The sequence below is a fragment of the Roseibium sp. RKSG952 genome, from assembly GCF_009711355.1.
Map to the genome: position 1 here is coordinate 162,568 of NZ_SMMF01000958.1, position 11,304 is coordinate 173,871.

12 protein-coding genes are annotated in these 11,304 nt (G+C 53.3%); 6 read left to right on the forward strand and 6 right to left on the reverse strand.

Annotated features, from left to right (window positions below; translation table 11 throughout):
• The first annotated feature begins 46 nt into the window (after nucleotides 1–46).
• A complete protein-coding gene (locus E1297_RS39815; protein WP_155148115.1) occupies nucleotides 47–631 on the forward strand; it encodes a TetR/AcrR family transcriptional regulator in 585 nt (194 codons plus the stop codon).
• Nucleotides 632–1,119: 488 nt separating this feature from the next.
• Here E1297_RS39815 and E1297_RS39820 read toward each other — a convergent pair whose 3' ends face one another.
• The 3 genes from E1297_RS39820 to E1297_RS39830 form a co-directional block, all read right to left on the reverse strand.
• On the reverse strand, nucleotides 1,120–1,608 hold the full coding sequence (locus E1297_RS39820) for a nuclear transport factor 2 family protein (RefSeq protein ID WP_155148117.1): 489 nt from the start codon (nucleotides 1,606–1,608) through the stop codon (nucleotides 1,120–1,122).
• Nucleotides 1,609–2,014: 406 nt separating this feature from the next.
• On the reverse strand, nucleotides 2,015–2,809 hold the full coding sequence (locus E1297_RS39825; RefSeq protein ID WP_155148119.1) for a carbon-nitrogen hydrolase family protein: 795 nt from the start codon (nucleotides 2,807–2,809) through the stop codon (nucleotides 2,015–2,017).
• 2 nt (nucleotides 2,810–2,811) lie between these two features.
• Nucleotides 2,812–3,969, reverse strand: coding sequence for a Xaa-Pro peptidase family protein (locus E1297_RS39830; protein WP_155148121.1), 1,158 nt, complete (start codon nucleotides 3,967–3,969; stop codon nucleotides 2,812–2,814).
• A gap of 137 nt (nucleotides 3,970–4,106) precedes the next feature.
• Between E1297_RS39830 and E1297_RS39835 the strand changes: the two genes are divergently transcribed.
• Nucleotides 4,107–4,793, forward strand: coding sequence for a GntR family transcriptional regulator (locus tag E1297_RS39835; protein ID WP_155148123.1), 687 nt, complete (start codon nucleotides 4,107–4,109; stop codon nucleotides 4,791–4,793).
• A gap of 226 nt (nucleotides 4,794–5,019) precedes the next feature.
• Here the strand turns inward: E1297_RS39835 and E1297_RS51450 are convergent, their stop codons facing one another.
• The 3 genes from E1297_RS51450 to E1297_RS39850 form a co-directional block, all read right to left on the reverse strand.
• Nucleotides 5,020–5,496 carry a GNAT family N-acetyltransferase gene (locus tag E1297_RS51450; RefSeq protein WP_155148125.1) on the reverse strand — a complete coding sequence of 159 codons (477 nt, stop codon included), beginning with the start codon at nucleotides 5,494–5,496 and terminating at the stop codon, nucleotides 5,020–5,022.
• Between the two features lie 93 nt (nucleotides 5,497–5,589).
• Nucleotides 5,590–6,048 carry a GNAT family N-acetyltransferase gene (locus E1297_RS39845; protein ID WP_155148127.1) on the reverse strand — a complete coding sequence of 153 codons (459 nt, stop codon included), beginning with the start codon at nucleotides 6,046–6,048 and terminating at the stop codon, nucleotides 5,590–5,592.
• Nucleotides 6,049–6,192: 144 nt separating this feature from the next.
• Complete coding sequence (locus E1297_RS39850; protein WP_155148130.1) at nucleotides 6,193–7,083, reverse strand: LysR family transcriptional regulator; 891 nt, start codon at nucleotides 7,081–7,083, stop codon at nucleotides 6,193–6,195.
• A 96-nt stretch (nucleotides 7,084–7,179) separates the two neighbouring features.
• Between E1297_RS39850 and E1297_RS39855 the strand changes: the two genes are divergently transcribed.
• From E1297_RS39855 to E1297_RS39870, 4 genes are all read left to right on the forward strand, one after another.
• On the forward strand, nucleotides 7,180–8,037 hold the full coding sequence (locus E1297_RS39855) for an MBL fold metallo-hydrolase (protein ID WP_155148132.1): 858 nt from the start codon (nucleotides 7,180–7,182) through the stop codon (nucleotides 8,035–8,037).
• Between the two features lie 69 nt (nucleotides 8,038–8,106).
• Nucleotides 8,107–8,568 (forward strand): cupin domain-containing protein, encoded by a 462-nt coding sequence (locus E1297_RS39860; RefSeq protein WP_155148134.1) that lies wholly within the window; start codon nucleotides 8,107–8,109, stop codon nucleotides 8,566–8,568.
• A gap of 19 nt (nucleotides 8,569–8,587) precedes the next feature.
• Nucleotides 8,588–9,223, forward strand: a complete 636-nt coding sequence (locus E1297_RS39865; protein WP_155148136.1) for a glutathione S-transferase N-terminal domain-containing protein — start codon at nucleotides 8,588–8,590, stop codon at nucleotides 9,221–9,223.
• A gap of 322 nt (nucleotides 9,224–9,545) precedes the next feature.
• Complete coding sequence (locus E1297_RS39870; RefSeq protein ID WP_155148138.1) at nucleotides 9,546–11,276, forward strand: ATP-binding protein; 1,731 nt, start codon at nucleotides 9,546–9,548, stop codon at nucleotides 11,274–11,276.
• The last annotated feature ends 28 nt before the right edge of the window (nucleotides 11,277–11,304 follow it).

Genomic DNA, 11,304 nt, shown 5'->3' on the forward strand with positions numbered 1-11,304 from the left:
CTAAACACATCTTGTCAAGTGGTAGGGCGTGAATTATTTGGTTGGCATGACTGATATGACCGCTAAACCTCTCACAGAGACTGAAGAAAAATCCATCGCGGCAGCGATCCGCTGCTTCGTGCGTTTCGGGGCACGCAAGACATCCATGAACGACATTGCAGCCGAAGCCGGAGTTTCACGCCAAACACTGTACGATCTATTCGGCGGCAAGGATGAGATGATCCGCGCGTCGATCCGCACCATCACCGACCAGAATCTCGCATTGGTCAGGCAGCGCCTGGCGGAGTGCAACACCTTGTCTGAAAAGCTCGACGTCTATTTCGAAGAAACGGTGATCAAGAGCTTTGAATTGCTTCAAACAGCCGGAGATGCCGAGGATCTGATCACCGGCCACAACGCGGCGGGCAAAGATGAAATCGAGCGTTCGCACAAGCGCCATGAAGCCCTTGTCCAAGACTTACTGGAACCCTACTCAATGTCGCTCGAGCAAAGGGGGCTGTCGGTATCGCAACAAGCCCACTTTGTCGTCACGGTCATAATGGGTTTGAAGTATGGAGCAAAAAGCCGTGAGGACTTGGACACTCTGCTCATGGCTCTTAAGGTGCACTGCCTATTTGGAATAAAAGGCTAAAACGAAACAACTGCCGCATGCTTGAAGGCTGAGAACACCGGTTTGGGATGTTTGCCGACATTAGGAACCACTGGACCAAAGTCCGCAGTATTCGGTTTCATCACCCTGAGGAACATGGTCTGCAATCGACCGAAAGCCGCCGAATGCACCCGCAGCGCCTAAGCTGAGCGGCAATGTCGGCTCGGGGCTCGTACTACCCGTCTAAGCTTGCCGCGGCGAATGTCGACTAAGAGCCCTTACCTGACCTTCGGCAACCCCCAAATTCTCGCTCGTGCAGCAAGTCGCGAACCGCTCATTCCAGACGTTCAAAATCAAGTTTCAGATGGTTGGTGAGCGGACAAAAAGAACGTTCGCTGCAGCTACGCAGAAGTCAGCTTTTGAAGAAACGGGTAGTGTCAAAAGGCGGTTAGTTGCGCTGCCGATAAAACGTGAGAGCTCCGGCACGCCCCGCGTGAGGAAAACGGTTTGGTTCCGCCAGTCACTGTCTTCTAGTTCACCGGTTTCAAACTCTCGGTCAATCCAGGATAGTCAAAGTAGTCAGTGTGTCGGACAACCAGCCCATTCTCAATGCTCAATACCGAAACACCAGCAACAGAGTACGAAACAGAACCTTCGCCCATCTCAAAATATGACGCTGGCACAGTGCCTTGTGTCGCCACATTGAGAACGACCAGATCATTCGAAGCAAAGCTGTTTGTTATTTCAATCTCAACTCCAACAGGCAGGCTGGATTTCATAAACTCTAAGAAAGTGTTCAAGTCATCTATCTTTGCCGGAAGACCAAATTCAGCAGGGGCTGACGGGTCCTCAAATGTCATATCTGAAGAGGCCAGGCTTCTGACTGTTTCATGATCGCCTGCATACAGCGCTAAATAATATCGGGAGGCGAGATCGATCTGTGAAATTTCTTGTGCTCCCACCGATTGTGCAAAGATCGAAAAAATCGCGGTGGCGAGCCACTTCTTGAATAGGGTCATGCGGTATTCCTAAGCAGCCAATATTGTGAACCGGGTTCTGGTTCGTTTATTTTGTCAATATCTTTGTCTAGGCGATGATTGCAACCAGTCGGAAGTACTCGACGCACTAGTGCAACTGTAACGAATTTGCTTTGCGGATTGCCAAGACATAAACCCCTTTGGTCTTGATACGTTTTTGAACGCGCTCAAAAGAGCTGACACTCGAGCGATGCGCATAATCTGTCTCTTTGGGCACACTGCGGCCACTCTCTGCAGTGCGCTTCGATTGGTGGTAAGAGCCCAAAGCCGCCTTTGATCACGCTTCGGTCTATCGCGAGTGCAGCAAGTCGCGAACTGCTCATTCCGGACGTTCAAAACCAAGTTTCAGATGGCTGGTGAGCGGAACAAAGCAGCTATTTGGTGCAGCCTATCGGATGTCCACTTTCAGCGCTTTACGATCAGTTAAATAGGGAAGCCGCGCTTGGGCAGCTGATACTTTGTCTAGTTGCAACGTGCCATAGATTATCTGGGCCTGCGTATTTGCGCGCGCCAGTTCCCGGCCGTCCGGGGTTGCGATAAAGCTTTGACCCAGAAAGGTCATGCCATGTTCGCTGCCAGCACTGTTCGCATACGCAAGAAAGACGCCGTTTTCATAAGCGCGCGTCGGGATCATGCGTTGTGCTACCCATTCCCACTGAGCGCCAAGGGCGGTAGGCACAAGGACAAGCTCAGCCCCCATTGAAGCCACATGCCGCGCGGTTTCCGGGAATTCGGCGTCATAACAAATCAGTGTTGCTATTCGCACACCGCGATATGAGAAAAGCGTGCACCCTCTACCGGGTGTGAAATGATCCCCCTCGAAACCCGGCGGAATGGCTAGTTTGCGGTGACCGCCCAAACGCGCGCCGTCCGGCCCGATACATTGCGCCGCGTTGAAGATCACCTCTCCATCAACTTCGGGGAACCCATAGTGGATTGCTACGCCATGGGTTTTGGAAAGTGCTGCGATGGCTTGGGCAATAGGACCGTCAGCAGGTTCGGCGCGCGTGGCGACTTGCTCACCAATCTTGTAGCCACTGGCAAATAGCTCGGGCAGTACCAAAAGGTCGGCATCTTCGGCGGCGACCGCGGGCATCACGCCCGACAACCAATCCAGACGATCCTTCACCGTGGCCAATTCTGCTGGCGATTGCCCAACAGCAAGTCGAAACGAGCGGCTCATCTTTAGCTGTCCGTGACCAGCAATGTGCGGGGGTATTCCGTGATGTAGTCGAATCCCGTCTCGGTCACCACGACGGAATCGCCGATGCGCCCGGCAGTCACCCCGTCAATTGAAATACCCCCGTCCACCGCAAAGGTCATGCCGGGCTGCAGGATGGTGGTGTCACCGGTTTTCAACTCTGGCGCCTCAAGATAGGCCACGCCAATCGACCGCCCGGTTCGATAGCCAGTTTCATACCCACGTTCGGCATAAACCTCGTTTGCTGCTGCAGCCACATCTTGTGCTTCTATCCCGGGACGAATGGCCGCGATTGCTGCCTGTTGGGCATCGATGGCGGCTTGTTGCACGCGAGCAGCATCGTCGCGCACTTCGCCAATGTGGAACATCCGGTCAAAGCCCAGTTTGTATTGCTTGAATTGTGCCATGTTGCAGAAGCAGAAATAAACCGGATCAGCCCGCTGATATTGGCGGACCGAGGCACGGCGGTGCACCATTGACGTGTCCCTGCCGCTTTGAAGGATTTGCAGGTTGTGGATCATCGGCGAGACAAATCTGTCCCAGCCTTTGTCCGTCAAAAACGTGGCAGCCTTGCGCGATCCAGCCTCGATAACGGCCAATGCACTCTCATATTCCAGAGCACCCTCCTGCAAACTGCCATGAGCGGCTTTCATCATTGCACCAGCGATCTGGCCAGCTTCTTTCATCACCTGAATTTCAAACGGAGTTTTGATCATTCGCATGGCTCCGAGCACCGGTGAGATATCTTTGATCGGCGACCCCGGATAGGTCTCCTCCAAGTGATTGCGCACAATTGCTGGGATGCTGTTCCGCTCCACCCAGATCTCTTCTGGCTTGTCGCCCAAGGCACTCTCAAGGGCCCGTCCCCAAGTGCGTTGCCCCATGTCTTCCCATGTGCGTATATCTTCGACCCAGGTCATCGCAGTGACCATTTCGCTTTCCATCAGAGGCGTGATTACAATGGGCGCCTCATCTGCATGTACGACCAACATGGTTGGGCGGCCAAATTCGATACCCAAATAACCCCAAAATCCCGAGAGATAAGCGATGGAGCTTTCGTCCGTGAAAACCGCGCGCTGGATACCCAAATCCTTCATCTGGGCCTGAAGGGTGAAAGTGCGGGTTTTGGCTTCGTTGAGCATGTGTACTTCCTGGATTGGGGGCTGGAGACATCTCAAACGCTTAAGCTGTACACAGGTAATGAGTCAAATCCAATTTTTTACCAATTATTGCTCCTCAATTTGCACTGATGTATGCATCTTAAGTAAAGGAGATCTGCATGCCTCTCTCTCAGAAAGCCACCGCAACAGAAACCAAAAGTACGGCCGAAGCCATCCAGACCGAAATTTTGCAGCGGATTTGTTTTCTAGACTACCCCCCAGGCAAACAACTGAAAGAGGCTGAATTGGCTGCTGAATTTGGCGTCAGCAGAACTCCGATACGCGATGCGATCAGCCGGATCAGTCATCTGGGACTGGTGGATACCCGTAATGGTGTGGGCACGGTCGTGGTCGCACTGTCAGCCGCGCAAATCCGTCATGTCTATGACATGCGGCTGGAGCTTGCGCCGCTGATTGGCACCATGTCCCCCCGCAGCATCACCGAGTCTGATTGCGAGATCGGACAGACATTGCTGCAGGAGGCGAAAGCGTTGTGCAATGCATTCGATTTCCGGAAATACATCGAGATCAATCATCGCCTGCACGTGCTGATCACCGGCCTGATCGGCAATGGTGCGTTAAGGTCATTTTGGTGGCAGACTTATTGTCAGGCAGCCAGTACCTGGTACCTGGTCAGCAAACAAAGAGACTCGGAAATGGCACTGGCGCTGGTCGCGGAACTTAATGAGATCAACGCCGCGCTTGAACTAGGCGATGTCACTGCCATTGGGTTTATCCAGCGAACCCATATCGGATACGGTTTTCAACGGATCAAAACCCACTTACTGGCGACCAAATCAGAGTGAAGAGCCCATGTTGCATAGTCTATGTCATTATCCAGCGAACAAAAGACGGCTTAGTCGCTTACAGCGTATAGCGGTCAAATGCTCGGAGTGCTGCATCCGGTGCATTGGGCTCAGAGCGGTCATCTGTCGGTCTCAGAAGGTCATGGGCCGGTTCAGACGGCATCAAGGTCGATTCAGAAGACGAAAGCTGTCTTTCACGGTTAGAAACGCATTCAGTATCGCGAAGTCATCCTGACTCTGAGATGTGAAGATACATATGGATACCATTCGACGAAGCCTTAAATCCAAACCGCGCATAAAATGAATGGGCATTTCGAGTCCCAAGATACCAGCTTTCAACCTCTGAAAGGGACGGGTGCGCGAGTAAACCAGTCATCAGGCGTTTGCCGAAGCCGCACTTCCTATAACCGGGAAACACGACGAAGTCCTTGATATGAGCACATGTTGAGCGATCCGATACTGCACGTGCAAAACCAATTTGATTTTTCTCTATCCAGCCACTGACACAATACGAATGCTGAATGGACTTGAGTATCTGGCTTTCCGAAAGACCTTTCCCCCAATATTCGGCTTGGATGACTCTACAGAGTGCTGCTGCATCTATTGCGCAAGGATCGTAGTTCAAATTCAGTTTAGACATCCACCCACAATATGGCTCGCGAACCAATTGTCGAGCGGTTGCTATGGGCTCCAGACCAGTCATCTGACGATTTCAGTAGGTCATCGGGTCGGTTCAGACGGTATGAAGGTCTGCTATGCGGACAAAGTGCACCTTCAGCATTTATCGAGACCTAGTTTAGCTGACGGCTTTCGTCATCAACACGGTTTCTTCGGCACCAAAGTAAATTCGTGACTTTTCGACATATCCCAAGGCCACGTAGAACTGAGTGGCAGACAATGAAGAAGAAACCTTCAGGGTTTCTATTCCGTGTCTCACGGCGATCTTCTCAAGCTCGCCGACAATAGCAGAACCAATTCCCTTCCTGTGCCAATCGGGCGATACGAAAACTGATTTTACTTCAGCGCCTTGCATGGCTCCAGTGCCGACAATTTCCTCTCCGACGAGGGCAACCAACGTCTGCCGCTGCTGTAGCAGAGCCGCAACTTTCTCCGTCGCGAAGTTTTGCAAAAGGCGATCAATTACGGCTGGCGGATAGTCCTTTGCGTTGACCCGTTCAATAGCGTCGCGGATGATTCTGCCGACGCCCTCGGCGTGCTCGGTTGTCGCTGATTTTAGTGTATAGTAGTCGCTCATGCACGGACCTTAGAGTCCGTTGCGATCAATGTCACCTTGGGGCTCGAACCAGACCTTAGATGCGGTTTACGCAAATGGCCACTTTGGGCCGACTAAGAGCTGTGGCAGATGAGAGCGAATGAAGGGGAGAAATCGGAAACCTCTTTAAGGCTCACTGAAGTGCTTCCTCAAATGCTCGAGAAACAAACGGACCCGGTGTGGTTGGAACGCTTTGTCGGGATAAACGCCAAAAACGCCGACGTCTGGAAATCTGTCATCCAGATAAACTGGAGACAGTTGCCGGGCCTCAACCAGGTCCAAGGCCATGATCTCCGGCAATAGTCCGATCCCGGTTCCCCGGACCAGTGCATCTCGGTAGATGTGGGTCTGGTTTATCACCATACGCCAGGGTTGCCGCAATTTGCGCAGGCCGGTCTTTGTTAACAGCGGCCAGCTGTCGCCAAAGCGCGAGCCGCCGAACGCCAGACAGGCATGATTGTCGAGCTCCTGAACGGTGACCGGCACGCCATATCTTTCAAGATAGGATGGGGCAGCAAACAAACTCAGCCGGGTATCGGTCAGTTTGGTGACAATCAGAGAGCTGTCTTCAAGCGAGATCGCCAACCGGATCGCAAGATCGACATTTCCACTGACAAAATCAGTCTGATCATTCTCAAACACCAGATCGAACAACACTTGCGGATAGAGCTTTTGGAAGCTTTCAACGGCATCCATCAGCAGAGTGCCCAAGCCTTCGGGCGCTGCCACGCGGACTATGCCCGAAAGACCGACGCCTTTTTGATCCGCTATATCCTGTTCCAGTTCCTCCATCTGGTCCAGCATGGTTTTGCAGCCATGATAGTAGCGCTGCCCAGCGTCGGTCACCTCCATCGACCGTGTGGTGCGGTTGATAAGCCTCAGACCCAGCATCGCCTCAAGATCGGCCACATGCCGACCTACGATTGCAGGGGTAACGTTCTGGTCCGCGGCAGCGGCTGCGAAGTTGCCCAGTTCAACCACGCGGGCGAAAACAGCCATCTTCCTGAGCTTATCCATTCGATACTTTCGGTAAGTTCTCTGTTGCATATTGCTCTAATTATATCTGCTTTCGTCAAGGATATATTGCCTCCAAGACAATAGGAGGCCTCTGCCATGAAACGCATTCTCACAGCCCTTGCGGCCGCAACCACTTTTGCGAGCGCCGCGACCGCCGCTGATGACGAGATGAAACCTGTCATGACCGAGCTGAAAGACGGTGTCTATCAGTTCCACATGGCGCATTATTCCAGTCTGATCGTGATCACCGGTGACGGCGTCGTCGTCGTGGATCCCAACCAAGAATTCCGCGCCGAAGCAATGCGCTCCGAAATTGCAAAGCTAACGGATCAGCCCGTGGTTACGGTGCTCTATTCCCATCCCCATTTCGACCATTCCCGCGGGGGACAGATATTCAAGGACGAAGGTGCCGAGTTCATCACGCATGCAGGATGTGCCGAGTTGCTGGGCCGTGATCTGGAAAACCGGGTCGTGCAACCAGACGTGACCTACGAAGGGGACGAATACCGGATCGAGCTTGGCGGCAAGGTGGTCGAAATGCGCTACTACGGCTCAAATGATGGTCAGTGCAACAGCGCCATCTACATGCCAGAAGACAAGGTTCTTATGGCGGTCGATTGGCACCTTCAGGGGTTTGTGAACCTTCCCAGCCGCCTGAACACGCACGACTATGTGGGCTCGCTGAACACACTACGTCGCGTGACGACCGAACTGGACTTCGACACAGTCGTATCAGGCCACATGCCAACGTCCTCACCCGAGCAGCTGGCCGAGGATTTGGCTTTCAACGAGGCGCTGTTCAAAGCCGTGTCCGAAGGTCTTGCCGCGGGCAAGACGGTCGAGGAATTGAAAGAAACGGTCAAGCTGCCTGAGTTCAGCCACTGGTTCATGTATGACCAGAACCTGTCTGCCCATGTGGAGCGCATGGCCTATTCGATCTGGCATGGCCACTGACCTGAACAGACCGGGCAGGTTCACTGCCTGGTCCTGCCTCACCCAAATGACCCGAAAACGGAGCATGACATGCCCAAGAAAACCGAAACTACTGGCAAGAAGACAGTCATCAGCGGCTGGCATGAAGGCCGCAAGTATTTCATGGCCGAAAACGAATACACCTCGGTCGCGGCTGGCAAAGAGGACACCCAGTCCGAGTATGTCTTCGGCGCGGGCGAAATCGCGCCCGGCAGTTGCATCCCCAATCACTACCACAAGTGGGAAGACCAGACCTTTCACATCATCGAAGGTGACCTTGAGGTCAAAATCGGCGATGAGGTTTTCAGGGCCGGGCCTGGTGCCAGCATCCAATGCCCGCGCGGTGTCTCCCACTACATGAAAAACGTGGGCGATACGACCGCCAAGCTGATCAGCTACATCTTCCCCGGCGATTGGGCCGAGGACTTCATGGCCGAAACGTCTCGCCAGAATGAAACCGGCGTGCGAGATCTGAAGCTGATAGAGGAACGTTTTGGCGTTGTCTACCTTTGAGGGTGGCGGAGTGACTTCAATGAAACTCTTTGTCTTTGAAACCTGTCCATTTTGCGTGCGTGCCCGCATAATGGCTGGCCTGAAGGGTCTGTCGCCCGAACTCGTCTATGTGGCGCCGGGGCAGACTCCAGCCGAGCTTGAGGGCAGGGTCGACAGATTGACCGTTCCGATTATGGTGGATGGTGAGAGACTGATTCAGGACAGCACAGAAATCATTCGTCATTTCGACTCAATTGGCACACAATTGCTGCGGTCGTATGGCACCGGCCCGGAACTGGAGGAATGGCGCGAGACGATATCCTCGGCACTGAAGGCCCTGTGCTATCCGCGTATGCCGCGCTTGAATGTTCCCGAACTGGCATCTTCTGAGGCCTTGGCCTTCTTCGAAAATGCAATGCCAGAGCGGATCGGCATGACATTTGTCGACGCACTTGCGCAAACTCCGCAGCTTGCTGTTGAAGTTGAAGCCGCACTTCCACGGGTCGTTCAGTTTTTGGCCTCCGACGATATCAGCTTCGACACATTGGCTGCACTGGCTGAACTGCGAAGCCTGACCATGGTCGCGGAAATCGATTTTCCCGAACAGGTTTCAGTGCCGTTTTGTGTGTTAATGGCCCGAGCGGGCGTCGCACCGTTCACCATCGTGGCGGCTTAAGATAGCTCTTGTAGAACCCGATGAGGTCCCTTGTGAGGATTGCGATTGGCAGCTTAGTGGCATCGGAACCGAAAAACTGACAAGCGTCCGCTTACGGTAAGTTGCAATGCGGTGGAGAGCCGAGCAGCAAATGACAGCTTCGGGCCGAAATCTGCTTGCGGAATTCACATAGTTGTTTCGGTATGTTCGTTCATGGCATCGCGTTCTCAAACTACTCGGTCATTCTTGTTTGGCCTCAACATCCAAATGTCGAATTAGAATTCTTGGGATGGACGGTTAAAACCTACTGTGATCCTATGCTGTCGCAGTTCATGGGCATTCAATGCGATCAGCTTCGTATATCGTAGGTGTTTTGGTAGCCATTGCCGCCAGCATTGGCCTTTATTTGGTTTCTTACCAGTACTTCGTTTCGGAGGAGCTTTCGAAAGCTCAGGGCCGGCTCTCTCTCTACAAAAGCTCGGTAAACAGCGAACTCGAACGATTTTCCCACCTCACATATGTGCTGTCTCAGGATTCCTTTGTAATTGGAACAGCCGAAGGGGACGGCACCGGAACTTTAAACCGACGCCTCGAGGATTTTGCGGCGCAGGCGGGGCTGGATGCGATCTACCTGATGGACGAAGACGGGATCACGATTTCCTCATCGAATTACCGCGACACTGGGAGCTTTGTTGGCCAGAACTATGCTTTCCGCCCGTATTTTCAAACTGCCATTTCTGGTAAACAAGGCCGCTTCTATGCCATCGGGGCAACAACTGGTCTGCCGGGCTACTTCATCGCCAACGCTGTGCTTGACGACCAGGGAGCTTCAACTGGCGTCATAGCGATTAAGATCGATTTCTCTAATCTTCAGGATAGTTGGAAAAACTCGGGCGAACAGGTTCTTTTGGCCAATGAAGACGGCGTCGTATTGCTTTCTTCGAACTCGGATTGGCAATATCGCGCGTTGACGCCATTGTCAGAACCACAGCAAGAACGGATTCGAGATGCCAGGCAGTTTCCGGGGCAAGACTTAGATGCGTTGGATTGGGTTGAGTTGCCGGGAGATCAGGCCAGAATTGCGGGAACGAAGCGCCTGCATCTTGCAGCTACGGATTTACCCGATGGCTGGTCGCTTCACTATTTTGCAAGCGACGATCAGGCCGTTGCGCGCAGTTGGCTTGTAACAGCAGTTTTTGTCCTTTTGGCGGGGCTCGCATTTATCTTTCTCCAGATACAACGCGCGAGGCGCGTAAGCGCGGCCTTGGAGCGGTCCGAAGAAGAAGAAGCAAAGCTGCGGGAGGCAAATGAAAGGCTCGCTATCGAAATCGACGACCGCAAGACAGCCGAGCGGAGCCTCAAACGCACACAAAGCGAGTTGGAACGCGCAAGCCGACTGGCGGCTCTGGGGCAACTATCCGCGTCGGTCACGCATGAACTGGGCCAGCCGATCGCAGCGATGCGCAATCACCTGGTGGCAGAAGAGATCTCATCTTCCGGTGAGTCCAAGCTACCGCAAAAAATTGGAGGTTTGGTCGACAGGATGGAAGGGATCACGCGCCAATTGCGGTTCTTCGCGCGCTCAGAGAGCGAGGCGTTCGACGACGTAGACTTATGCACTTCGGTCAACGCCGTATTGGCTCTGGTTGCGCCAAACATCGAGCAGGGCAAGGTGAAAATCTCAGTTGATGCGCCGACCAGTCCGGTCTTTATCCGGGGCAGTGCACTGCGTATCGAACAGGTCATCACTAATCTTTTGCGCAATGCGATTGACGCGATGGACGAAGTGGATGCACCTGAAATCCATATCGCTGTCACAGCTTCTGATGATGAAGCAGTGTTGGAAATTCAGGACAACGGTCACGGGTTGGGTGAGGCAACGTTGGCTGAGTTGCAAGAGCCATTTGTAACCACAAGAGAGAGCGGGAAAGGCATGGGCTTGGGACTGGCCATTTCCACCAGCATTGTCAAAGATCACGATGGCAAGATGACGGCCCGAAATCGTGATGGCGGCGGAACAGTTTTTCGTGTCACCTTCCCGATGGCCTCGATGACTGAAGAAATGAACGAATGACCCAGCAGCAACCTTTCAAAGTTCTGGT

What these genes read in the sequence shown, in the direction of transcription:
- E1297_RS39845 (WP_155148127.1), bottom strand. Translation starts at nt 6,048, where the DNA reads ATGAGCGACTACTATACACTAAAATCAGCGACAACCGAGCACGCCGAG.
- E1297_RS39825 (WP_155148119.1), bottom strand. Translation starts at nt 2,809, where the DNA reads ATGAGCCGCTCGTTTCGACTTGCTGTTGGGCAATCGCCAGCAGAATTG.
- E1297_RS51450 (WP_155148125.1), bottom strand. Translation starts at nt 5,496, where the DNA reads ATGACTGGTCTGGAGCCCATAGCAACCGCTCGACAATTGGTTCGCGAG.
- E1297_RS39870 (WP_155148138.1), top strand. Translation starts at nt 9,546, where the DNA reads ATGCGATCAGCTTCGTATATCGTAGGTGTTTTGGTAGCCATTGCCGCC.
- E1297_RS39835 (WP_155148123.1), top strand. Translation starts at nt 4,107, where the DNA reads ATGCCTCTCTCTCAGAAAGCCACCGCAACAGAAACCAAAAGTACGGCC.
- E1297_RS39860 (WP_155148134.1), top strand. Translation starts at nt 8,107, where the DNA reads ATGCCCAAGAAAACCGAAACTACTGGCAAGAAGACAGTCATCAGCGGC.
- E1297_RS39855 (WP_155148132.1), top strand. Translation starts at nt 7,180, where the DNA reads ATGAAACGCATTCTCACAGCCCTTGCGGCCGCAACCACTTTTGCGAGC.
- E1297_RS39850 (WP_155148130.1), bottom strand. Translation starts at nt 7,083, where the DNA reads ATGGATAAGCTCAGGAAGATGGCTGTTTTCGCCCGCGTGGTTGAACTG.
- E1297_RS39815 (WP_155148115.1), top strand. Translation starts at nt 47, where the DNA reads ATGACTGATATGACCGCTAAACCTCTCACAGAGACTGAAGAAAAATCC.
- E1297_RS39820 (WP_155148117.1), bottom strand. Translation starts at nt 1,608, where the DNA reads ATGACCCTATTCAAGAAGTGGCTCGCCACCGCGATTTTTTCGATCTTT.
- E1297_RS39830 (WP_155148121.1), bottom strand. Translation starts at nt 3,969, where the DNA reads ATGCTCAACGAAGCCAAAACCCGCACTTTCACCCTTCAGGCCCAGATG.
- E1297_RS39865 (WP_155148136.1), top strand. Translation starts at nt 8,588, where the DNA reads ATGAAACTCTTTGTCTTTGAAACCTGTCCATTTTGCGTGCGTGCCCGC.